This is a genomic window from Aureimonas sp. N4 (genome assembly GCF_001463925.1).
GTDB classification, from domain to species: domain Bacteria; phylum Pseudomonadota; class Alphaproteobacteria; order Rhizobiales; family Rhizobiaceae; genus Aureimonas; species Aureimonas ureilytica_A.
This window is the reverse complement of record NZ_BBWS01000054.1, coordinates 106,018-127,322: the sequence shown is the minus strand read 5'-3', so window position 1 is coordinate 127,322 and position 21,305 is coordinate 106,018. Positions and strand designations below refer to the sequence as shown.

At 66.4% G+C, this 21,305-nt stretch carries 20 protein-coding genes and 1 pseudogene; 11 read left to right on the top strand and 10 right to left on the bottom strand.

Translation table 11 applies throughout. From position 1 onward, the window contains the following. Positions 1–28 precede the first annotated feature (28 nt). Together AUL28_RS18545 and AUL28_RS18540 are read right to left on the bottom strand one after the other, a co-directional pair. Positions 29–643 carry a hypothetical protein gene (locus AUL28_RS18545; RefSeq protein ID WP_156420071.1) on the bottom strand — a complete coding sequence of 205 codons (615 nt, stop codon included), beginning with the start codon at positions 641–643 and terminating at the stop codon, positions 29–31. Positions 644–1,129: 486 nt separating this feature from the next. Further along, positions 1,130–1,843, bottom strand: a pseudogene (locus AUL28_RS18540) (DDE-type integrase/transposase/recombinase); the annotation flags it as partial. Between the two features lie 316 nt (positions 1,844–2,159). Here AUL28_RS18540 and AUL28_RS22810 point away from each other — a divergent pair. Continuing rightward, the gene (locus AUL28_RS22810; RefSeq protein WP_156420070.1) at positions 2,160–2,498 is read left to right on the top strand and encodes a hypothetical protein; all 339 of its coding nucleotides are present in this window, start codon (positions 2,160–2,162) and stop codon (positions 2,496–2,498) included. 563 nt (positions 2,499–3,061) lie between these two features. Here AUL28_RS22810 and AUL28_RS22805 read toward each other — a convergent pair. The 5 genes from AUL28_RS22805 to AUL28_RS18520 form a co-directional block, all read right to left on the bottom strand. Next, on the bottom strand, positions 3,062–3,259 hold the full coding sequence (locus AUL28_RS22805; RefSeq protein WP_156420069.1) for a hypothetical protein: 198 nt from the start codon (positions 3,257–3,259) through the stop codon (positions 3,062–3,064). A gap of 44 nt (positions 3,260–3,303) precedes the next feature. Further along, the gene (locus tag AUL28_RS18535) at positions 3,304–3,771 is read right to left on the bottom strand and encodes a PIN domain-containing protein (protein WP_062235543.1); all 468 of its coding nucleotides are present in this window, start codon (positions 3,769–3,771) and stop codon (positions 3,304–3,306) included. Further along, positions 3,771–4,013 carry a type II toxin-antitoxin system Phd/YefM family antitoxin gene (locus AUL28_RS18530; protein WP_058602522.1) on the bottom strand — a complete coding sequence of 81 codons (243 nt, stop codon included), beginning with the start codon at positions 4,011–4,013 and terminating at the stop codon, positions 3,771–3,773. Before AUL28_RS18530 ends, AUL28_RS18535 begins: the two co-directional genes overlap by 1 nt. Before the next feature lie 156 nt (positions 4,014–4,169). After that, positions 4,170–5,048, bottom strand: a complete 879-nt coding sequence (locus AUL28_RS18525) for a hypothetical protein (protein ID WP_062235541.1) — start codon at positions 5,046–5,048, stop codon at positions 4,170–4,172. 185 nt (positions 5,049–5,233) lie between these two features. Next, positions 5,234–5,470 (bottom strand): ribbon-helix-helix protein, CopG family, encoded by a 237-nt coding sequence (locus tag AUL28_RS18520; RefSeq protein WP_058602520.1) that lies wholly within the window; start codon positions 5,468–5,470, stop codon positions 5,234–5,236. A 297-nt stretch (positions 5,471–5,767) separates the two neighbouring features. On the opposite strand from AUL28_RS18520, the gene repA reads away from it, so the two are divergent. The 9 genes from repA to mmsB all read left to right on the top strand — a co-directional run bounded on the left by repA (position 5,768) and on the right by mmsB (position 17,218). Continuing rightward, positions 5,768–6,979 (top strand): plasmid partitioning protein RepA, encoded by a 1,212-nt coding sequence (gene repA, locus AUL28_RS18515; RefSeq protein ID WP_058634139.1) that lies wholly within the window; start codon positions 5,768–5,770, stop codon positions 6,977–6,979. Next, positions 6,976–8,091, top strand: coding sequence for a plasmid partitioning protein RepB (repB, locus tag AUL28_RS18510; protein WP_062235538.1), 1,116 nt, complete (start codon positions 6,976–6,978; stop codon positions 8,089–8,091). Before repA ends, repB begins: the two co-directional genes overlap by 4 nt. A gap of 1,597 nt (positions 8,092–9,688) precedes the next feature. After that, a complete protein-coding gene (locus AUL28_RS18505; RefSeq protein ID WP_062235535.1) occupies positions 9,689–11,353 on the top strand; it encodes an acyl-CoA synthetase in 1,665 nt (554 codons plus the stop codon). A gap of 12 nt (positions 11,354–11,365) precedes the next feature. Beyond that, entirely contained in the window at positions 11,366–12,133 is a 768-nt protein-coding gene (locus AUL28_RS18500; RefSeq protein WP_062235532.1) for an SDR family NAD(P)-dependent oxidoreductase, read from the top strand. Positions 12,134–12,150: 17 nt separating this feature from the next. Then, positions 12,151–13,341 (top strand): acetyl-CoA C-acyltransferase, encoded by a 1,191-nt coding sequence (locus AUL28_RS18495; RefSeq protein ID WP_062235529.1) that lies wholly within the window; start codon positions 12,151–12,153, stop codon positions 13,339–13,341. Beyond that, complete coding sequence (locus AUL28_RS18490) at positions 13,341–14,468, top strand: acyl-CoA dehydrogenase family protein (protein ID WP_062235525.1); 1,128 nt, start codon at positions 13,341–13,343, stop codon at positions 14,466–14,468. Before AUL28_RS18495 ends, AUL28_RS18490 begins: the two co-directional genes overlap by 1 nt. 11 nt (positions 14,469–14,479) lie before the next feature. After that, complete coding sequence (locus AUL28_RS18485; protein WP_062235522.1) at positions 14,480–15,286, top strand: enoyl-CoA hydratase-related protein; 807 nt, start codon at positions 14,480–14,482, stop codon at positions 15,284–15,286. Continuing rightward, positions 15,283–16,323, top strand: coding sequence for an enoyl-CoA hydratase/isomerase family protein (locus tag AUL28_RS18480; protein WP_062235519.1), 1,041 nt, complete (start codon positions 15,283–15,285; stop codon positions 16,321–16,323). Before AUL28_RS18485 ends, AUL28_RS18480 begins: the two co-directional genes overlap by 4 nt. Position 16,324: 1 nt before the next feature. Next, the gene (mmsB, locus tag AUL28_RS18475) at positions 16,325–17,218 is read left to right on the top strand and encodes a 3-hydroxyisobutyrate dehydrogenase (RefSeq protein WP_062235516.1); all 894 of its coding nucleotides are present in this window, start codon (positions 16,325–16,327) and stop codon (positions 17,216–17,218) included. A gap of 249 nt (positions 17,219–17,467) precedes the next feature. Here the strand turns inward: mmsB and AUL28_RS18470 are convergent, their stop codons facing one another. From AUL28_RS18470 to AUL28_RS18460, 3 genes are read right to left on the bottom strand one after another with little or no spacing between them, the layout of a single operon-like run. Continuing rightward, a complete protein-coding gene (locus AUL28_RS18470) occupies positions 17,468–18,583 on the bottom strand; it encodes a LacI family DNA-binding transcriptional regulator (RefSeq protein WP_062235513.1) in 1,116 nt (371 codons plus the stop codon). 27 nt (positions 18,584–18,610) lie between these two features. Further along, positions 18,611–19,627 carry a succinylglutamate desuccinylase/aspartoacylase family protein gene (locus AUL28_RS18465; RefSeq protein ID WP_062235509.1) on the bottom strand — a complete coding sequence of 339 codons (1,017 nt, stop codon included), beginning with the start codon at positions 19,625–19,627 and terminating at the stop codon, positions 18,611–18,613. A gap of 52 nt (positions 19,628–19,679) precedes the next feature. Next, entirely contained in the window at positions 19,680–20,024 is a 345-nt protein-coding gene (locus AUL28_RS18460; protein WP_062235506.1) for a RidA family protein, read from the bottom strand. A gap of 207 nt (positions 20,025–20,231) precedes the next feature. On the opposite strand from AUL28_RS18460, the gene AUL28_RS18455 reads away from it, so the two are divergent. Then, positions 20,232–21,296, top strand: a complete 1,065-nt coding sequence (locus AUL28_RS18455) for an ABC transporter substrate-binding protein (RefSeq protein WP_062235502.1) — start codon at positions 20,232–20,234, stop codon at positions 21,294–21,296. Positions 21,297–21,305 lie beyond the last annotated feature (9 nt).

The window sequence follows — 21,305 nt, the reverse complement described above, 5'->3', positions numbered from 1 at the left end:
CCTACGCAGTAGAAACGGTTCAGCGAGATCACTTCTCGCAATTCGACCAAACTATCTCCCAATGAGAGCCATCGCCCATTTCAATGCGTTTCAGCTTCATCATTTCCTCCGCCGACTTGCTGTTCCCCCGTGCCCAGACATCACCGCCGCGTATCAATATCAGCTGGATGCCGGGTCTCGCTTCGAAAACGCGCTTGATCTGCTCGTCTAGCGGACAATCCCTCGCCAGACAGTTCGTCCACTCCTCGGCAGATACCGGTTGAACCTTGATCTTATCGAAGCTTTCATTGGTGAATATCTCATGCCCGCCCTCGAACGCCGCGAGTCCCTGACGCGCCTGCCCGCCCCTATGCGTGCCAATCCGGGCGCGGCGTCCGTATTCAACAGGGGCTCCGCTGGTTTTCCATGAAGGACGACCAGGATTCCATCTCTCTACTGTCTCGCGATACATCTCGTAGGTTGAGACAATGCATTGGCGGAATTGCTGGCTATACTTCAATACCATTTCATCCGTCTCTCCGAAGATATATCCCCGCTTTCTTTTGCTGGTATCGGCTTCGGTTTTATAAGATTTTTTAAATTTATCTTGTATATATATTTTCTGAGCCAACAACCTTCCGCGCCATCCGATATGAACCGGCATGTCATTCCCCTCCTGACTTGATCCAAGTGCTCGATCTGCATTTGCCGCTCGCCTTTGGAACTGGCCAATCCCGTTGGGGCGCAGCTTCGGTGCGAGATATGAGCCAACGAAATCCGATTTGGCCGACCTCGTAGGAAAGGCGTTCGCTCGAACGGCCAGGTCTGTTCGATGCCAACGAACACCCAACGCTTCGAATGGTCTTGGCGGGACGGCCATGCAGAGATCCGGCCGCCCGCACGGACCACATGCCGACCGGCCGCGACCAGCGGCGTGACATGACCGGGGAGCGGGATGTTCGCCATCGTGGCCGCGCAATCCCCTCATCGTTATCGCCGACATGGCGCTCTGCCGTAGCTTGGTGGCCGTCCCATTCCCTCGTCAGACGGGTGACCCCATCTTCAGCGAGCGCCTGCAATTCATGGAACACGCGGGCATAGGGATAAAAGTCCGCCTGCGTCCACGTGATATCGGACCGCATGTTAGCGAGAACTCCGGGCCATTGTCGGAGCGGATGTGTCCTGACACGCCGCGCAGGATGAAGAGGTCCGACAGAACATCGATGACGTCCGTAGTCCGCAGTCTCCGGTCTATCCGGATGGCCAAGCACTCCCGAGTGAACTCGTCGATGACGTCGGCGAGAAACGCTCGGCGTTTGTCGCCAGGCATGCGGAACTTCCGCCCGTTGTAGGTTCGGTCCTCCACGAAGTCATAGGACCACACGTGGTTGGGACGATCTGGTCGAAGCCGAATGCAGGAGCCGTCGCTCAGCCAGAGCCGCCCGCGCTTGGGCTGCTTGGCCGGCACCTTCAGGCCTTCCTGGCGTCAGATGCGCTCCACCCGCTTTACGTTGACGAGCCAGCCGGCATCCCGCAGCAAGGCTGCGATCCGACCATAGCGATAGCGTCCATACTGCGTCGCCAGCTCGATGATATCGGCCGTCAACGCCGCATCGTCAGCTCGCCTCTTCGGCACCTTGCGCTGCGTTGATCGGTGCTGCCCCAAAAGATGGGACAGCCGGTCCACCTGTTCCACAAGAAGGACATCGCCGGGTTCGCGGTTAAAGAGACGGCGGAGGAGCTCGGGGCGACCGAGCTTCGCGCCGCTCCCGTTCTCGATGTCGCGAGCCACGATCCACAGGCCCCGTTCGGACGCAAAGGCGCTCAGCCCGCCTCGGGCGCGCGATGTGTCCTGCTGCAAGGTCGATGCAACGCGATAGGCCCGCGCGAACATGGTTGATCCGTTTCGAATGGTCTCTTTGACGTCAGTTCTTTTGACGCGGCCAAAGCCCACTTGGAAGAGCGGTCTCGAGCCGGTCTTCGAAAGTCATACGCAAAATGTACCCGGACCGCACTGTCCTCAGCCCGCGTTCGATAGGCGTAAAAAGGTTCAACCAAGGGTTTTGTTGAATCATCTTGTTCGTTGAAACGGGATGGCTGTGATGACGACACTCTCAGACGCAATACGAAGTTTTCGGCAAAACCAAGAGAGGTTCCTCGTGAAAGGGGAGGATGGAAAGATGAGAACTTCCATCACCAAAATATATGAGGAAGGCGGATTTCAGAGGAGAGCGTACCCCATATCGATCGGCGGTTCCGGCTCACCCATCCCAAAGGTTCAGGAAGACAAGTCGAAGCTATCCGGCACTCTGTCGCTTGCCGATTTGAACAACCATCGAACGGCTAATGGTCTGAAGACAACGCTTTCTGAAATCGACTTCCATGCATTGATCAAAAAAACCGAGGGAAGTTTCCAAAACTTCGAGACAGATCCGACGATGAATTATCGACGTAATCTATATCTTTGGGACATGAGCGAGATCGTCACTCCTGAAGCGTCGAAGACAGAAACTTCTTAGGTTGGTGTTCTTCATGCCCCAGAGAACCGACTTATTCCAGCCGTAGGCGCCTCGCCCAGATCGATCGGCGCAGTGGCGGCTTCGGGGTAAGGCCGAACCGTTTCCGCAGTTCAGGCACCACGAACGAAGACCGAGGAGACTGGTCACGCAGCCATGCGGCCGCCTGCGAAACCGCAGGAGTATGCGTAGCCAGATCAGTCGCCTCGCTCGTCATCGCTTGGCTCCCACTTCCTGGTTTCGGCGGCCTCTGAAGCCACCGGCGACGCCGTTGTGGAGCGCCAGCACAGGGCGCATCACGGCCGAGGTGCTCGCTATCCTCCCCCCACTGCCCACGACCTGTGCGCAGGGCTTTGGTCGAAGCCGCGACGGCATAGCGATCGAAGATCCGCGCCCGCGCCGAGGTCCGGGACGCTCTCTTGGCTTCGTGCCGACGAGTGGAGAGACGTCCGAAGACCGGGCCGTTCCAGCCCTTCCGCCCGTGCCGGTCGGCAAGCCGCGTCTGATGTTCGTCAGCAAAGGTTACGACGGCGACGAGGTTCGCCAGTGCCGGCTTCCGAAAGGCGTCATGCTTGTGATCCCCCAAGGCCAACGTTCATACGCCTGCCGTTGGCGATTTCCGTCAGCATCATGATCGGGATGGCATCGAGCGCAGGTTCGACCGACGGAAGCAGGCCCGCCGCATCGCCGCGCGCGCCGACAAAACCGCCATGTCTCCCCTGGCCTTCCTCTGCCTCGCGCACCCGGCTGAAGGACGATGTCAACGGGTTCCGGATCAAGCCTCCCGTCACCGCATCTGCGAGCCGGCTCAGCCCGCCCCCTCCCCCGCGATCTCGGGCAGCCCGTCGAGATACGGGTTGACGAACGCAACGCCCATCGGCGCGAAATCCTTGCCGTTTCGCGTCATCAGGCGCAGGCCATGCGCCTGCGCCGTCGCCGCGATGGCGGCGTCCGCAAAGCCCGGCGAGGTGCCGGCCATGCGGGCGCGCGCCGAGAGGAGCCCGGCCAGACGCGCCGTCCGGCGATCCAGCGGCAGGATGCGCTCGCCATAGAGATGTTCCACCAGCTCCAGCCATTGGCGCAGCCGCGCGGCCTTGCGGGCCTCGCCTTTGAGAAGCGAGCGTTCCGCCCCCGCTTCGATTTCGGCGAGCGTTACGACCGAGAGCCAGATCCGGCTGGTCGCCCGCTCCATCCAGCGCTGAAGATCGGAGAACCCCAGCTGTTGATCCTTGGTCGGCGCGCCTTCCGACAGGATGTTGGTGTCCAGAAGGAACATCAGAATTCGAGATCGCGCAGCGGCGCACCGTCCCGCTCGGGGACATCCTCGTCGCGCAGACCGGAGACCGCCAGAAGCGCACCGAAGCTCGGCACCGTGGAGAGCCGCTTCCACTCGGCAAAGGACAGAACCACGGCCTCGGGCTCGCCATGCCGGGTGATGATGCTGGGCTCGCCGCGCAAGGCATCGTCCACCACGGCGGACAAGGTGGCCTTGGCGTCCCGCAATTGAATCTCGCGCATCGTGTCGCTCCATGGTGACCATTGTGGTCATAGATAATCCGCAAGTCTGCGAAGATCAATCCGATCGATCTTGCATCCGGGCATGGCTCCGCCGTTCAAGAGAAGAGCAATGCTCTCTCCTGCCCCTCGAAAACCCTTTCGATCGGGCGCGAAGGCTTACAGGCCGAGCGCGACCTTGGCTTGTCCGTCTCTCCAAAGCCTATTGGCCGAATTCAGAGCGCCGACTCCGCCTTTCGGGCACAGAGCCAAAAGAAGAGTCTTAGGGGATTGGTTATTGTGTGTTGGCTTTGTCACCCCTGCGAGCGGGGTAAAGACCGACCGGGGACGGCGAAGGCCCAAGGTTCCGGCAAAGGGCAGAGCCTCGGCTGACGGCGTTTCCACAAGCCAGCGCGCGAGGCTCTTGGCGTCCTCGTAGAAAGGCATCACGAGGTCGGTCAGCGTGACGGTGAGGCCGAGATCGAGGCCGCGTGCGTTGCGCCGGACGGCCAGCTGGATGTAGCCGCAGCGTACGAGGTCGATCAGATAACGCCGGATCGTGCGGGCCGAGCGCGCCATGACGGCCCCCATCGTGCCCTTGGTGATGGCGGTCTGCCGTGTCTTGCCGCAGCGCGCACGCAGCACTTGCAGGAAGGCCTTGGCATTGGGCGTCAGCCGGTCATCGCGCGCGGCCGTGGTCGCCATCGCGCCGGAATATTGCCGGCTTTCGCGCGGGGCCGGGCGGGCATGACGGGGCGATGCGACGGCCGAGGCGCGGGGCTTGCGTTGAATGAGAGTGGACGCCGCCGCAGACGGCGCCGCGCCTTGCGCGCCGATTGCTTCAGAGCGTCGGCGCGCTTCACTGATCGAAATCAGACCGGCCGTGTGATCGCGCCAGATCGCGGCGCGCGCGAGAAAGTCGGGATGGAGCGCGGCCCCCTCCCCTTCTTCGGCGCCCGTGATGGGGCCGAGCGTCATCGTTTCGACAGCTCGACCCTTCAAAAGGTCAAGCGCCGACCCTCGCACGCTCAGGGGCGTGCGGGAATGTTCCTCCGACATGGTCTCTCTCCTTGCGCGAGGCAAAGCGAGGCCGTGGCGGGAAGCCGCAATTTCATTTGACGATGAAGGCGAAGGAGGCTAAACCTGCGAGCAACCACGCATCACAGATGAAGGCTCCGGCGGCTCCCGCTTCGGGGCCTTTTTCTTTGCCTATGGCGTCTCCCGGTTGATGATGGACATGGGCCTCACGCCTCCTGCGTTTTCAGGAGGTCGGCATCGGCCTCTGTGAGCGTGGCGAGATCGGACTTCGCGATGAGGACGCGGATCACATCCGAGCGCGATTGTACGCCCAGACGTTCCTTCACCTCGTCCAGCGCGGCGATCTCGCTTTCGTGAAGAACTGTTTCGGTCGAGCGAAGACCAGCGGCACGACGGCGAGCGCGCGTGGCGGCAACGGCCTCTGTGGTGGTTCTTCGGGTCATCGATCAGACTCAATTCCTAACGGTTACTAGAAAGGGTTACGTGACTCATTTCGCGAAGGCCACCCCCCGCACCTCCCGCCAATCTGCCCGAACAGGGCGCGGCGGGGATAAATCGGGGACAGAATGCTGGATTCCGAGCGCGAAGAAGACGCTCGTCCGGACGCTAAGCCTCTGATAATGCTGGGGCTGACGTCAGGCTGACCTGTTGTGCCGGCCAAGGCTTGTCCTGCCCTTACCTCCCGACGGCTTATGCGATAAAAGTTGGGCAAGACCCGTCAGAAGGACCGATTTCCGCTCATGAACTCGTCAGCCGTCCCGATTCTCTCTGAAGACCCGGCCGAAAAGGTCGTGCGTCACGGCGCGATTCTTTCGGCCGAGCTGCTGGCGCGACGCCAGCAGATGTATCCGCCGGACGCGCGCAAGAACCTCCGATTTTTCATGACCCATGAGGTCTCGAAGCTGACCTCGATCCCGGAATCCACGCTGCGCACGCTGTCCATCGAGGGCAAGGGTCCCGCGCCCGCCCGGCTCGACAACAACCATCGCGCCTATACCTTGGCGCAGATCAACGAGCTGCGCGAGTTCTTCGCGCAGATGAAGCCGGCGGAGGCCCTGCGCTTTCTGCCGCGCCGGCGCGAGGGCGAGCGGCTTCAGATCCTCTCGATCGCCAACTTCAAGGGCGGCAGCGCCAAGACCACGACCAGCGCGCATCTGGCGCACTATCTGGCGCTCGCGGGCCTGCGCGTTCTGGCGATCGATCTCGATCCGCAGGCCTCGCTGTCCGCCATGTTCGGATTTCAGCCGGAAATGGATGTCGGGCACAACGAGACGATCTATGCCGCGCTGCGCTACGACGAGGCGCGCCGCCCCATGCGGGAAATCGTACGTCAGACTTACTTTACCGGCATCGATCTCATTCCCGGCAATATCGAGGTGATGGAATACGAGCATGAGACGCCGCGCGCGCTGGCGGGCGGCGCGGCGGGCATGGACGGTGTGTTCTTCGAGCGGCTGCGGCTCGCCATCGCCGAGGTCGAGGACGATTACGATATCGTGCTTCTCGACACCCCGCCCTCGCTCGGCTTCCTGACGCTCGGCGCGATCTATGCGTCCACCGGACTGATCGTCACCGTCCATCCCGCCATGCTGGACGTCATGTCCATGAGCCAGTTCCTCCTGATGATGGGGGATCTCATCGGCGTGGTACGCGAGGCCGGGGCGAATCTCAGCCAGGACTTCCTGCGCTATCTTATCACGCGCCACGACCCGAACGATCAGAGCCAGGTTCATGTCGTCGCCATGTTGCGCAGCCTGTTCGGCGAGGACGTGTTGATCCCGACCGCGGTGGAGAGCACGGCGATCGAGACGGCGGGTCTCGCCAAGCGCACGCTCTACGAGCTGGAGCCGGGACATGTCGGCGCGAGCACGGTGAAGCGCGCGCGCGAGTCCATGGACGCGGTGAACCAGCGTATTCTGGAACTGATCTGGCAGGGATGGGGCCGAGCATGAGCAAGGGACCGCGCAAATCCATTCTGGCGAATTTCGCCTCCTTCGCTGCCGAAGCGAAGGCGCAGGCGAGCGAGGCAGCCGTGCCAAAGACGGACTCCGGCAACGCATCCCCTCCCCCGTCCGACCCCGCCGTGACCGCAGCTCCCGCTACGGCGCCCGCCGCCCCTCCGGCCTCGCTGTCCACGCCCGCTCCGCAAACGAGCGGGTTGGCACAGCGTGTCGGCGCTTCGGTGATCGGCGCGACGCAGCGCTCCATCGCCGAACTGCGCGAAGAACGCGACCGCCTTCAGGCGCTGGTGGAGGCGGGCGGCACACGAGACATTGACGCCGCGCTGATCGACCCCTCGCCGTTTCGGGACCGGATGCCGGATGACGACGAGGCGGGTTTCGACGGGTTCCGCGCGCGCTTTGCCGAAGAGGGCCAGAAAGTGCCCGCCGAGGTGCGCCCGCACCCGGACGCCCCCGGTCGTTTCCAGTTGGTCTTCGGCCACCGTCGCTGGCGCGCGGCCCGCGATCTCGGCCTGCCGCTGCGCGTCATCGTCGTCGCCAAGAGCGACGCGGAGGTCGCGGTGTCTCAGGGCATCGAGAATGCCGAGCGGCAGGATCTGACCTGGATCGAGCGCGCGCGGTTCGCCGCCACGCTGGAGCAGGCCGGCTTGAAGGCGCGGGATATTCGTGCGGCGCTGGGCATCGACGATCCGGAACTGGCGCGCTTTCGCATGGTGCTTCGCGCTCTGCCGGAGGATGTGATCCTACGCATCGGGCGTGCGCCGAAGGCGGGGCGTCCGCGTTGGGTCGAGATGGCCAAGCTCGCCGAGACCTTCCCCGCGCGGCTGGCGCAGCTTCCCGAATCCTTGTCACCTGCTAAGGTTCCGACATCCGACGGTCGTCTCCAGGCAGCGCTGGCCGTGCTGCGCGGCGAAGCCGATAGCGGCGACAGCACGATGGACCTTCACGACGCTCAAGGCCGCCGCATCGCGCAAGCCCGCTTCTCGCGCGGCTCGATGCAACTGGTGCCGGAGCGCGCGGTCGCCGATGACTGGGCGGCTTTTCTGCGCCAGGATCTGCCGGACATGGCCGCCCGTTTCGAGCGCTGGAAGGCGGAGCGCTGAAAAATGAGAAGCGCCCGACCTTGGCAGCTGCCAAGGTTTTGTGGCGATGGACAGAGGGCAGAGCGGGATTTGCGGCACCTTGAGGCCCCGCGAACGGCCCGCTCAGGTTGGCCGCCGCTACCACGCCGGCGATGCGGCTATTCTCGCGGGCGTGGTAGCGCCGCTGAAACCGAAAACCTTGGCAGCTGCCAAGGTCGAAGTCGGGTGAAGTCCGGAGATTGCGTGTCCGCTCCGATGACGCGCGTCGTCAGGCCGGACCAGATTGCGCCCAAGATGCAGCCCTTGCCGAATTCGCTGGCCTTGAAATGCGGCATTCGGAGAATGGGGGCTCGGACACGACAAACGTCCCAAGCCCGACAAGATCGGGTCGAAACTCGGGCAGGTTGGCGCTCCCGTTCCGCCCGGATGCTCCGTTGCGGACGCGGTGGCCCTAACCGATGGGTCTGAGCTGATCGTTCGCAGAGCGGATTAGGAGAGCCGTTAGCCCTAAAAGCCCATCGGCGACGATCCAGAGCTTGCGTCGGCACCCGACCTCGACCGGCTACGCGAGATGTTTGGCGGTGCGGTTCATGAACCAATCAGAGCCGACCTGAAGCAGTCCGCGCTATGGGACTTGCCGGACGCCTCCCATCTGCTCGAACACCGGCTGGACAACCGGCTTGAGCGAGCGGAAATCGCTTCGGAGGCCCGCAACTTCGACCGCAGACCTACGGCTCGCATCGAGAGCTTCCTCATTGATCCATCTCATCCCGGGCGCCACGCCACGACTGGCCCCAAGGCACGTGGTTTTCGCTGAAAGGCATCAGCGTCCGAAGGTTCGCCTCATCAGCGAAACCGGTATCGCCCGAAACGTCATGCGGTTTGCGGCCAAGGCGAAGACAGATGGTGTCAACGAGCGACACCAAGGCGCGGAAACCAACAGAGTCAATTGAGACCCGATGAGCCGCGTTGCAGGTGTCGCTCTTACCTCGCCGTGAGATCAGACCAGAAGTTACTCGTGCAGTTCGAACGCGCGACACGCATCGGCGGGAAGAGAGCCCGGAGCCCGGAAGGCCTCTGCCTCCCACGCTGCGTCAACTGTCCGCCCGGATCGCCAAGACGACCGTGTGCAGGATCGGGAGCCGCCCACTCGGCTCCGCGCGCTGAGGCCGGAGACCTTTTTGATGAGCGATGCGACAATCGCCAGCCGTAATCGACCTTCGCGGAGACGCGCGCGCGCTGGGTAGGCGGATCTGGATGCCGACACTCGCCGGCACCGGGCGGGAGGCGATCCGGCTTCGCGAAGGTCGCCCCGCGTGTCCAAAGCGAAGCCGGGTGAGATCATCCGCCGCTGCCGTCGAGCCGATGATCTGCGCCGGTGGGTAGGGCAGATCCGATCCTTTTGCGTGAGCGCATCGGCGATTGTTCGCAGGGCCATCTTTGATACAGTCGCGTTCGAAGCGGCTGACGAATCCGTGCGGAGGAGGGCTGTCGGTGGACCGGGCTTCAGGGCGGCGACGCCGTGAGACCCGGAAACGACAGGCCGCCCTCGCTGGCTTTGTCGGACGCTTTCAAATCCCGGGGAGACGCCATTGGCGCGGGAGTAGGGAGAAACCGCATGTCGACAGAAGCCGTCGGCGCGACGCGCCGCGACTATCGAGAAGAATACGAGACGTTCCGGCTGGAAGACGCGCAGGCGCGTCTGGCCGGAGATCCGGCATCGGCGATCAATGCCTGCGTGGAATGCTGCGACCGTTACGTGGGCGAGGGGCGTGTGGCGCTGCGCTGTCTCTCCGCCGACGAGACCCTGGCGAGCTATACGTTCGAGGACCTGCAGGCCCTGTCGGCCCGCGCGGCGAACGTGTTTCGCGCCGAGCGCGTCGGGCCGGGGGATGTCGTTGCCGGACTCCTGCCGCGCACCTTGGAGCTTGTGGTGGCGATTCTGGGGGCCTGGCGTCTGGGAGCCATCTATCAGCCGCTCTTCACCGCCTTCGGCCCGAAGGCGATCGAGCATCGTCTGCGGCTGGGCGGCGCGAAGCTGGTGGTCACCAATCCGGCCAACCGGGGAAAGCTCGACGAGGTGGAGGGGTGTCCTCGCGTGGCGATCGTGGCCGAACCCGGCGCGGTGCCGGCGGGCGATCTCGACTTTCGTGCCGCGCTGCAGGCCTCCGAGCCGACATTCGCGCCGGTATCGCGCCGGGGCGACGATCTCTTCATGCTGATGTCCACCTCGGGCACGACCGGGGCGGCCAAGGGCGTGCCCGTGCCCTTGCGCGCGCTCAACGCCATTTCGGCCTATATGCGCTATGCCATCGACCTGCGCGCCGACGACACGTTCTGGAACATCGCCGATCCCGGCTGGGCCTATGGGCTCTATTACGCCATCACAGGCCCGTTGATGCTGGGATGCGCGACCCTCCTTTATGAGGGCGGTTTCACGGCTGAGAGCACCTATCGCATCATCCAGCGCATGGGCGTCACCAATCTCGCCGGCTCGCCCACGGCCTATCGCCTTCTGATCGCCGCCGGGCCGGAGCTGGCAGAGCCGGTGAAGGGCGCCCTGCGCCTCGTCAGCAGCGCGGGCGAGCCGCTGAACCCGGAGGTCATGCGCTGGTTCGAGGCGCATCTGGCCGTACCCATCCACGACCATTACGGGCAGACCGAGAACGGCATGATGGTCAACAACCATCACGGGTTGGCGCACCCTGTGCGCCCCGGCTCCTCGGGTCTGCCGATGCCCGGCTATCGCATGGCCGTGCTGGACGAGGCGGGCAACGAGCTCGGACCCAACCGGCCGGGCATTCTCGCCGTCGATATCGCGCGCTCGCCGCTCCTGTGGTTCCGGGGCTATTATCATCAGGACACCCCGGCCATCGCGGGCGGCTACTATCGCACCGGCGACACGGTGGAACTGGAGCCTGACGGCTCGTTCAGCTTCGTCGGGCGCTCGGACGACATCATCACCTCGGCGGGCTATCGCATCGGGCCTTTCGACGTGGAAAGCGCGCTGATCGAGCATCCCGCCGTGGTGGAAACCGCCGTGATCGGCGTGCCCGACCCCGAGCGGACCGAGATCGTCAAGGCCTTCGTGGTGCTGGCGGACGGTGTGAGAGGAACGCCGGCGCTGGCCGACGAACTGGCCAGCCACGTGAAGCGCCGCCTCTCGGCCCATGCCTATCCGCGCCAGGTGGAGTTCGTGGACGAGCTTCCCAAGACGCCGAGCGGGAAGATCCAGCGCTTCGTCTTGCGCAAGAGCGAGATCGCCAAGAGCCAGCCGGGCTGAGAAGGGCGCGTCATGAAGATCGAGAACAGCAGTTTCGTCGTCACCGGGGCCGGGTCGGGCCTCGGGGCGGGCGTGGCGGAGATGGCGGTGGAGGCGGGTGCGAACGTCCTGCTGCTCGACGTCAATGAGGCGGCCGGGGCGGCGCTGGCCTCTCGGCTCGGCGCGCGGGCCCGCTTTCGCCGCGCCGATGTGACGAGCGCCGAGGACGGGGAGGCGGCTGTCGCGGCCGCGCTCGCGGCCTTGGGGCGGATCGACGTTTTGGTGAACTGCGCGGGCATCGCGCCGGGCGAGCGGATCGTCGGTCGCGAGGGGCCGCACGATCTCGGCACCTTCGCGCGCGTCGTCGCGATCAATCTGACCGGCACGTTCAACATGCTGCGCCTTGCCGCCTCAGCCATGGCGGGGCAGGAGCCGGGCGAGGCGGGCGAGCGCGGCGTCATCGTCAACACCGCCTCGGTCGCCGCCTTCGAAGGGCAGATCGGGCAGGCCGCCTATGCCGCCTCCAAGGGCGGGGTCGCGGCACTGACGCTGCCGGCCGCGCGCGATCTGGCGCGCCACGCGATCCGCGTCGTGGCCATCGCGCCCGGCATTTTTGAGACGCCGATGGTCGCGGGAATGCCAAAGGATGTGCAGGAGGCGCTGGGGGCCGCCGTGCCCTTTCCGCCCCGCCTCGGGCAGCCGTCCGAATATGCCGCGCTGGTGCGCCATATCGTCGAAAACCTGATGCTGAACGGCGAGACGATCCGCCTCGACGGCGCCATTCGCATGCCGCCGCGCTGAGGGATAAGGAGAAAACCATGAGCGAACGCGATCCCGTCGTCATCGTCTCGGCCGCCCGCTCGCCGATGGGCGGCTTCATGGGCGACCTTGCCGCCCTGTCCGCCTCCATGCTCGGCGCGGCCGCCATTTCCGGCGCGCTGGAGCGGGGCGGGGTGGAGCCGGACGCCGTGTCCGAGATCGTCATGGGCTGCGTGCTGGCCGCCGGCCAGGGGCAGGCGCCCGCGCGGCAGGCGGGGCTCGCCGCCGGCCTGCCGCTGGGGGCGGGGGCGACCACGCTCAACAAGATGTGCGGCTCGGGCATGAAGGCCGCCATGCTGGCGCATGACATGCTTCTCGCGGGCTCGGCCGATGTGGTGGTGGCGGGCGGCATGGAGAGCATGTCGAACGCCCCCTATCTCCTGCCGAAGGCGCGCGCCGGCCAGCGCATGGGCCATGGCCAGATGCTCGACCATATGTTTCTGGACGGGCTGGAAGACGCCTATGAGCCGGGCCGCCTGATGGGCTCCTTCGCCGAGGATTGCGCGCAAAGCTACCAGTTCACCCGCGAGGTGCAGGACGCCTATGCGCTCGCTTCGCTGTCGCGCGCGCAGGCCGCCATTGCGGGCGGGCGGTTCGAAGCCGAGATCGTGCCGGTCCGGGTCAAGACGGGCCGGGTGGAGACGGAGGTTCGGATCGACGAGCAGCCGGGCAAGGCGCGCCCCGAGAAGATCCCGACGCTCAAACCCGCCTTCCGCGAGGGCGGCACGGTGACGGCGGCCAACGCCTCCTCCATCTCGGACGGGGCGGCGGCGCTGGTGCTGATGCGCGCGAGCGAGGCCGAACGGCGCGGGCTGACGCCGCGCGCGCGGATCGTCGGCCATGCGAGCTTCGCAGGCAAGCCTTCGCTCTTTGCCACCGCGCCGATCGGCGCGCTGCGTCGCTTGAGCGAGCGCACGGGGCTGGCGCTCGATGAGATCGATCTCTTCGAAATCAACGAGGCCTTCGCCGTGGTGGCGCTCGCCGCCATGCGCGACCTCGACCTTCCGGCCGACAAGGTGAACGTCAACGGCGGGGCCTGCGCGCTCGGCCATCCGATCGGCGCGTCGGGCGCGCGGATCCTGGTGACCCTGCTTGCCGCGCTGGAGGCGAACGGCCTGGAGCGCGGCATGGCGAGCCTCTGCATCGGCGGCGGCGAGGCGACGGCGGTCGCGATCGAAAGGATGCACTGATGCTGCTGACGGACCTTCAGGAAGACATTCGCGATGCCGTGCGCGACTTCGCGCAGGAGCGCTTGGCTCCCGGCGCCGCCGCGCGCGACCGCGACAGCGCCTTCCCGCGCGAGGAATTGCGCGAAATGGGCGCGCTCGGCTTTCTCGGGATGCTGGTGCCCGAAGAGTATGGCGGCTCGGATGCGGGAACCGTCGCCTATGCGCTCGCGCTGGAGGAGATCGCGGCGGCGGACGGGGCTTGCTCGACCATCGTTTCCGTTCATTCCTCGGTCGGTTGTGTGCCGATCCTGCGCTTCGGCACGGACGAGCAGAAGCAGCGTTTTCTGCCGAAACTCGCGTCGGGCGAATGGATCGGCGGTTTCGCGCTGACCGAGCCGCACACGGGCTCCGACGCCTCCGCCCTGAAAACCCGCGCCCGGCGCGACGGCGACCATTACGTGATCGACGGCGCCAAGCAGTTCATCACCTCCGGCCAAAACGGGCAGATGGTGATCGTCTTTGCCCTGACCGACCCGGACGCGGGCAAGAAAGGCATCTCGGCCTTTATCGTGCCGACCGACACGCCGGGCTATCAGGTGCTCTCGGTCGAGCACAAGCTCGGCATCAAAAGCTCCGACACCTGCGCGCTCGCCTTCGAGACCATGCGTGTGCCCGCTGAAAACCGTCTGGGCGCGGAAGGCGAGGGCTATCGCATCGCGCTCGCCAATCTGGAGGGCGGGCGCATCGGCATCGCCGCGCAGGCCGTGGGCATGGCGCGCGCCGCGTTCGAGGCGGCGACGAGCTACGCCAAGGAGCGCAAGAGCTTCGGCAAGCCGATCCTGGAGCATCAGGGCGTCGGCTTCCGCCTGGCCGACATGGCGACAGAAATCGAGGCCGCCCGGCAGCTCACGCTCCACGCCGCCGCGCTGAAGGAGGCGGGCCGGCCCTGCCTTCAGGAGGCGTCCATGGCCAAGCTCTACGCCTCCGAAATGGCGGAGCGCGTGTGTTCGGCCGCGATCCAGGTGCATGGCGGCTATGGCTATCTCGCCGACTATCCCGTCGAGCGCATTTATCGCGATGCCCGCATCTGCCAGATCTACGAGGGCACCAGCGAGGTGCAGCGCCTCGTGATCGCCCGCGCGCTTTGAAGGGATATTCCATGGCTGATCTCATCGACGTCACGCGGGAAGGCCGCGTCGCCCTCGTGCGCCTCAACCGCCCGGCGCAGCTCAACGCGCTGAACCTGGCGCTGGCCGAGGAACTCGTGGCCGCCACCGAAGCGCTGGACCGGGATCGCAGCATCGGCGCGATGGTCCTGACCGGCTCGCCCAAGGCCTTCGCCGCCGGCGCCGATATCGCCGAGATGGCCGGCAAGAGCGCCGAGGAAATGGTGGAGGCCGATTTCTTCGCGATCTGGGACCGCTTCGCCGCGTGCCGCATCCCCAAGATCGCGGCCGTCAACGGCTATGCGCTGGGCGGGGGCTGCGAGGTCGTGATGATGTGCGACTTCGCCATTGCGGGCGAGGGCGCGCGCTTCGGCCAGCCGGAGGTGAAGCTCGGCGTCATCGCCGGCATGGGCGGCACGCAGCGCATGACGCGGCTGATCGGCCGCTCGCTCGCCATGGACCTGCATCTGACCGGCCGCACCATGCGCGCCGACGAGGCGCTGCGCGCCGGGCTGGTGGCGCGCGTCGTGCCGGACGAGGAGGTCGTGCCCACGGCCATGGCGGCGGCGGCCGAGATCGCCGTCCATTCGCGCGCGGCGGTGCGGCTGGCGCGCGAAGCGGTGGCGAAGGCCGAGGAACTGCCGCTGGCCGAAGGCGTGCGCTATGAGCGCGCCGTGTTCCACCGCCTGTTCGGCACGCCGGACCAGCGCGAGGGCATGGCGGCCTTCGTGGAAAAGCGCCCGGCGCGGTTCCACGAAAAGAGCGACGCCGCGCCCTCCGACCCGGAGGCCGGGGCATGACGAGCCCGTTCGTCCGCGCCGAGGTGGACGGTGCGCTCGGGCGCATTCATCTCGACAGGCCGGAGGCGCTGAACAGTCTCGATCTCGGCATGATTCGCGCCATCGCGGACGCGCTCGACCGGTTCGAGCGGGACGACAGCGTGCGCGCCGTCGCGCTGACCGGCGAGGGCCGGGCGCTCTGCGCGGGCGGCGACATCAAGATGATCTGGCGCGTCGGCCGGACGCAGCCGGAGGAAGCGCTCGGCTTCTGGGCCGAGGAATACCGGCTGAACGCGCGCATCGCCCGGAGCCCCAAGCCCTGGGTCGCCGTGATGGACGGCATCTGCATGGGCGGCGGCGTCGGGCTGTCGGTGCATGGCAGCCACCGCGTCGTCACCGAGCGCACGCGCTTTGCCATGCCCGAAACCGGCATCGGCTATTTCCCCGATGTCGGCGGCACGTTCGCTCTGTCGCGCGCGCCGCATCGGCTGGGCTTCTGGCTGGGGCTGACGGGGGCCTCGGTCGGGGCGGCGGATGCGATCGCGGCAGGGTTGGCCGACACGATGATCCCCTCGGATGCCATCCCGGCGCTCCTCGCCGATCTCGCTGCCGGCCGCCCCGCCGACGCGGCGCTGGCGGCCCATGCCGCCGATCCCGGTCCCTCTCGGCTCGCCGATCATGCGGGCCTGATCGAGGCGGTTTTCGCGGGCGCCGACATCAGCGCGATCCTGTCGGCCCTTCGAGCGGATGGCTCGGCGTTTTCGGCCGAAACGCTGGCGCTGCTCGACGCCAAATCGCCCACCAGCCTCGTCCTGACGCTGCATCTCCTTCAGGAAGCGCTTCGCTCGCCCGATCTGGAAACCTGCCTCGACCGGGAATACGCCGCCGATGCCGCGATCCTCCAGGGCCACGATTTCTACGAAGGCGTGCGCGCCGCCGTGGTGGACAAGGATCGCAACCCCGTCTGGCGACCGGCGACGCTGGCCGAGGTCGATGCGCCCGCGCTCGTCGCCTCGCTGCGCCCCCATTCCTCGCTCTTCCCCTCCGCAGGAGACTGAGATGACCCTTTTCGCCTTTATCGGCCTCGGCAATATGGGCGGCCCGATGGCCGCCAATCTCGTCAAGGCGGGCCATGTCGTCCGGGGCTTCGACGCCGTGCCCGAGGCCGTGGCCCGCGCCGCCGAGCGCGGCATCCAGCCGGCGGCGACGCTTCGCGAGGCGGTCGAGGGGGCGGACGCCATCGTCACCATGCTGCCGAGCGGCGCGCTGGTGCTGGAGGTCTGGCGCGAACTGGCCGGTCTCGTCGGGGAGGGCGTCGTCGTCGTGGATTCTTCCACGATCGACGTCGAAAGCGCCCGCGCCGCCCATGCACTCCTGCCGCACTGCCTGACGGTGGACGCGCCCGTTTCGGGCGGGACGAGTGGCGCGGAGGCCGGCACGCTGAGCTTCATGCTCGGCGGCGAGGGGGCCGCGATCGAGGCGGCGCGCCCGCTTCTCCAGCCCATGGCCGGGCGGTTGATCCCCTGCGGCGGCCCCGGCGCGGGGCAGGCGGCCAAGCTCTGCAACAACATGCTGCTCGGCATTTCCATGATCGGGGCAGCCGAGGCCTTTCTGCTCGGCGAGCGGCTGGGGCTCGATCGGCAGGCGCTTTTCGATGTCCTGTCCACCTCGTCCGGGCAGTGCTGGTCGGTGAACACCTATTGCCCCGTGCCCGGCCCGGTGCCGGCCTCGCCGGCCAATCGCGACTATGCGCCGGGTTTCGCCACGGCGCTGATGCTGAAGGATCTCCGGCTCGCCACGCAAGCGGCCGAGGCGAGCGCCGCCCCGACCCCGCTCGGCTCGACCGCGCGCAATCTCTTCGAGGCCTTCGGCGCGGCGGGCGGCGGCGGGCGGGATTTTTCCGCGATCATCGAGTTCCTACGCGCGCAAGCGCTGCCGTCGGAGGCGTCCTGACCCGAGGCGGACGCCACGGCTCGAACGGCGCGGCGGGAGCCGGTCGTGGTATCCGGCTTCTGGGTTGCGCCGATCCCTCCGGCGCGCCCGGTATCCGGCGCGCATGAGCGGGTGGTCGATTGCCGTCGAGGATGCGAGCTTCGGGGAGCGCCCCCCAATCGGGACGCGGCGAGATAATTCGGTGTCTCGACGCCGGCATCTCGCTCCGACTTCACCGAGGGCTACGACCTCTCTGACAAAGCGGCTCGGCTAGCTGCTGTCTCGCGCCACGAGGCGCAGCGGCACATGCTCCGACACCGCTTGGGCTGAGCGCTCCAGCAGGCGGTCGGCCAGAAGCTCGCCCGCGCGGCGGCCGATGGCCGCGCCGTCGATGGCGATGGTGGAGAGGGAGGGGGTCATCTGGGCGGCGAATTCGCTGTCGCCCATGCCAAGGATGGCGAGATCGTCGGGCACGGTGAGCCCGAGGCGGCGTGCTTCCAGAAGCGCGCCGATGGCCAGCAGGTCGTTGGCGAAGAACACCGCGTCGGCCTTGGTGTCGGAGGCCACGAGTTCGCGCAGGACGACATGCCCCTCCGACATGGAGCGCACATGCTCGACCTCGCGGATCACCACGATCTCGGCGCCGAGTTCGCTTGCGCGCGCCTCGAACCCTTTCAGCCGCAGCCGCCCGCGCCCGCCGCTGCGCCCGACGAAGGCGAGGCGGCGACGCCCGCGCGAGATGAGATGCTCGGCCGCCATGCGCCCGCCATCCGTGTTGGAAATGCCGACCAGCATGTCGATGGGATCGCGCGGGAAGGCCCAGCTTTCCACCACGGGCACGCCGAGATCGCGCAGAAAATTCCGGTTGTCTTCCAGCTCCACGACGCCCGTGAAGAAGACGGCCGCAGGCTTCAGCGCGCGCAGCGAATGCACCGCCGCCGTTTCGCGCGCGTAGGAATAGGAGGTCTGGCCGATCATCAGCTGATAGCCCGCCGCCTCCAGCACCTCGCCGCAAGCGTCCGCCGCCTCGTGATATTGCTGGCTGACGAGATTGGAGACGAAGGCGGCCACCACGCTGGAGCGGCCCGAGCGCAGCGCCGAAGCGTGCGGGTTGGAGACATAGCCCGTCTTTTCCACGACAATGCGCACCCGCTCCAGCGTCGCGGGCGAGACGAGGCCGGGCGAGCGCAGCGCGCGCGAGACGGTGATGGGCGAAACGCCCGCCTCGCGCGCGACATCCTCGATGCGCGGCGGGCGGGCGATGAGCGCGGTCCGAGCTTTGTCGGGCGCGCGTTTGGCGGCGGAGCGAACGCGAACGACCTCGTCATAGGAGGGGAGGGGCAGATTCTCCCGCTGGCCCGCCGGGGCCGATGCCGCGTCCGTCATGAAGGGTCGCACGTCCTCGTTGAAATCTCAGCCGGCCTCGCCGACGATGCGCGCCACTTGGATCAGACAATCGCCCGATCGGCAATCGGTGTGGAGCCGCCGCGACAGGACGATGCCGCCGCGCTGAAAGCGCAGTTCCTCTTCCGGCCGCTCGATGCGCTCGAAATCATGATACCAACCGGCCAGATCCCCCGCCTCCACCCGGTCCCCGAGTGCCACGGCCGGCTCGAACCAGCCGCGATGCGTGGCGAAGATCGCCTGTTCGTGGCTTTCCAGCGCGAGGATCGTCATGGTCTCGAAGGCGCTCGGGTCGGTGCCGAAGGGCGGCGTTTCCACCATGCCGAGTTTCAGGAGGAGATTGTCGAGCGCGCGCTCGGTGCCCCGCACGCTGTCGCGCGTCGCCGTGCCCCCACCGCCGAACTCGCCGGAGAGGCCGATGGCGCCGGCCCGCGCCGCGCCGGCCATGGAGGTCGGGGCGCTCGCGCCGTTCTCGGCGACGAAGCCATAGGCGAGGCCCATGGCCTTCATCAGCTCCAGCGCGCGGGCAAAGCGTTCGGGCGGGCCTTGCCGCTCAATCAGGGCGCAGGGCAGATGCTCCATGGACGTGCCGCCCGAATGCAGGTCCACCACCACGTCATGCCGGGGGAAAAGCTCGCTTTCCAGGAAATGCGCCATGCGGAAGGTCGGCGTGCCCGCGGGGTCGCCGGGGAAGGCGCGGTTGAGATTGCCCTCGTCCAGCGGCGAGCGGCGGCGCGCGGCCATGACCGCCGGATGGTTGGCGAAGGGCAGGATCGTGAGTTCGCCCCGGATCATGCCGGGCTCCAGCCGGCGCACCAGCCGCGTCAGGCAGATTTCGCCCTCGTATTCGTCGCCATGGTTGCCGGCCATGAGGAGAACGCGCGGGCCGGACCCGTTGCGGATGCGGCAGATCGGGATTTTCACCTGATAGTAGGGCGAGCGATCGACCGAAAAGGGAATGCCGAGATGGGACAGGTGCTTGCCGTCCCGCTCGAAATCGATCGAATGAAAGAGACCGGTGTGCATGAAAGCCTCCGCCGGGGAGCGCGCGCCGCGCCCACCCGGCCGAAAGAGGGGATCAGAGAGCTGCGATCGCGGTCATCTCGACGCGCAGGTCGGGATCGGCGAGCCGGGCTTCCGTGCAGGCGCGGGCCGGCGGCTCGTTCCTGTCGACCCAGGCGTCGTAGATGACGTTCATCGCGTCGAAATCGGTGATGTGGGGCAAGAAGACATTGACCGCGACGAGCTTGGACGTGTCGCTGCCCGCTTCCGCCAGCAGCGCCTCGATCTTGGCGAGCACTTCGCGCGTCTGCACTTCGATCGTGCCCTTCCGGGTATCGGCCACCTGGCCGGCGATATGGACCATGCCGCCATAGGCGACGGCCTGCGACATGCGCGAGCCTTTTTGAAAACGCTGGATCATGGGTTCGTCTCTGGGAGTGGGAGTGGGAGTGGGAGTGGGAGTGCCGGGGCAGGAGGCTTGGGTCGGCGTTGCCGATCCAGTCGAATGACCAGAAATTAGGCGAGCCATATTTTTCATCGTGACAACGTTGTCATAACTGGCTCCCGGATGATAACGTTGTCAAGCAGCTTCTCGTGCAGATCTCATCACGACCCCGTGGAGACGTTCATGACAGTGCCATCCCCGATTTCCCGCCGCCTCGCCCTCAGCGCGGCCGTCACATGTCTCGGCCTCGGCGCAACGCTCCTCGGGGCCGGCGGAGCCGAGGCCGCCGCCAACTGCATCAAGGGCGACCGCAAGGCGCCCTACACGGTCGGCTGGGCGAACATCTATTCCGTGCCGACCTGGATGAAGCAGACCGAAGGCACGATCACGGCCGAGGTCGAGGCGCTGAAGAAGGACGGGCGCGTCAAGGATCTGATGGTGACGGACGCGCAGGGCAACGCCCAGACGCAGATCCAGCAGATCCAGTCCATGATCGACGCCAATGTGGACGCGATCATCGTGATCGCCGGCTCCTCCACCGCGCTCGACCGCGTGATTTCCGATGCTTGCGACAAGGGCATTGCGGTGGTGAACTTCGACAGCCTCGTCGATACGGACAAGGTGACCGCCAAGATCAACACCGATTCCAACGAATGGGGCTCCAAGGCCGCGCAGTGGATGGTGGATCAGCTCGGCGGCAAGGGGAAGATCATCATCATGAACGGCCCGGCGGGCGTCTCGGTCAGCGATGACCGGCGCAAGGGCGCGCAGCCCGTGCTCGACGCCAACAAGGGGCTGGAGATCATCACCGAGACCAACACCGAATACAACGTCGCCCCGGCGCAGGAGGCGATGACGAGTCTTCTCTTCGCCAACCCGGAGATCGACGGCGTTCTGTCGCTGGGCGGCGCTTTGTCGGCGGGCGCGCTTCTGGCCTTCGACCGGCAGGGCCGCGAGCCCGTGCCCACGACGGGCGAAAACGCCCGCCAGTTCCTGGAGCTCTGGAAGGAAAAGGGCATCAAGGGCTGGGCCACCATGCAGCCCAACTGGCTCGGCGCGCTCGCCGTCTATACGGCGGTTCAGGCGCTGGATGGCAAGCCGGTGCCCGCCTTCGTCAAGGTGCCGCTGCCGGTGATCGACGATTCCACCATCGACACCTATCTCGCCCGCGCCAGCGAGTTCCCCGCCGACGGCTATATCTACTCGGCCTATGACAAGTCGCTCTTCGACAAGCTTCTGGCGCAGTAAGACCCAAGC

What these genes read in the sequence shown, in the direction of transcription:
- AUL28_RS18470 (WP_062235513.1), bottom strand. Translation starts at nt 18,583, where the DNA reads ATGACGGACGCGGCATCGGCCCCGGCGGGCCAGCGGGAGAATCTGCCC.
- AUL28_RS18455 (WP_062235502.1), top strand. Translation starts at nt 20,232, where the DNA reads ATGACAGTGCCATCCCCGATTTCCCGCCGCCTCGCCCTCAGCGCGGCC.
- AUL28_RS18525 (WP_062235541.1), bottom strand. Translation starts at nt 5,048, where the DNA reads ATGTCGGAGGAACATTCCCGCACGCCCCTGAGCGTGCGAGGGTCGGCG.
- AUL28_RS18460 (WP_062235506.1), bottom strand. Translation starts at nt 20,024, where the DNA reads ATGATCCAGCGTTTTCAAAAAGGCTCGCGCATGTCGCAGGCCGTCGCC.
- AUL28_RS18480 (WP_062235519.1), top strand. Translation starts at nt 15,283, where the DNA reads ATGACGAGCCCGTTCGTCCGCGCCGAGGTGGACGGTGCGCTCGGGCGC.
- AUL28_RS18485 (WP_062235522.1), top strand. Translation starts at nt 14,480, where the DNA reads ATGGCTGATCTCATCGACGTCACGCGGGAAGGCCGCGTCGCCCTCGTG.
- AUL28_RS18465 (WP_062235509.1), bottom strand. Translation starts at nt 19,627, where the DNA reads ATGCACACCGGTCTCTTTCATTCGATCGATTTCGAGCGGGACGGCAAG.
- repA (WP_058634139.1), top strand. Translation starts at nt 5,768, where the DNA reads ATGAACTCGTCAGCCGTCCCGATTCTCTCTGAAGACCCGGCCGAAAAG.
- AUL28_RS18535 (WP_062235543.1), bottom strand. Translation starts at nt 3,771, where the DNA reads ATGTTCCTTCTGGACACCAACATCCTGTCGGAAGGCGCGCCGACCAAG.
- AUL28_RS18495 (WP_062235529.1), top strand. Translation starts at nt 12,151, where the DNA reads ATGAGCGAACGCGATCCCGTCGTCATCGTCTCGGCCGCCCGCTCGCCG.
- AUL28_RS18500 (WP_062235532.1), top strand. Translation starts at nt 11,366, where the DNA reads ATGAAGATCGAGAACAGCAGTTTCGTCGTCACCGGGGCCGGGTCGGGC.
- AUL28_RS18490 (WP_062235525.1), top strand. Translation starts at nt 13,341, where the DNA reads ATGCTGCTGACGGACCTTCAGGAAGACATTCGCGATGCCGTGCGCGAC.
- AUL28_RS18505 (WP_062235535.1), top strand. Translation starts at nt 9,689, where the DNA reads ATGTCGACAGAAGCCGTCGGCGCGACGCGCCGCGACTATCGAGAAGAA.
- AUL28_RS18530 (WP_058602522.1), bottom strand. Translation starts at nt 4,013, where the DNA reads ATGCGCGAGATTCAATTGCGGGACGCCAAGGCCACCTTGTCCGCCGTG.
- AUL28_RS18520 (WP_058602520.1), bottom strand. Translation starts at nt 5,470, where the DNA reads ATGACCCGAAGAACCACCACAGAGGCCGTTGCCGCCACGCGCGCTCGC.
- repB (WP_062235538.1), top strand. Translation starts at nt 6,976, where the DNA reads ATGAGCAAGGGACCGCGCAAATCCATTCTGGCGAATTTCGCCTCCTTC.
- AUL28_RS18545 (WP_156420071.1), bottom strand. Translation starts at nt 643, where the DNA reads ATGCCGGTTCATATCGGATGGCGCGGAAGGTTGTTGGCTCAGAAAATA.
- mmsB (WP_062235516.1), top strand. Translation starts at nt 16,325, where the DNA reads ATGACCCTTTTCGCCTTTATCGGCCTCGGCAATATGGGCGGCCCGATG.
- AUL28_RS22810 (WP_156420070.1), top strand. Translation starts at nt 2,160, where the DNA reads ATGAGAACTTCCATCACCAAAATATATGAGGAAGGCGGATTTCAGAGG.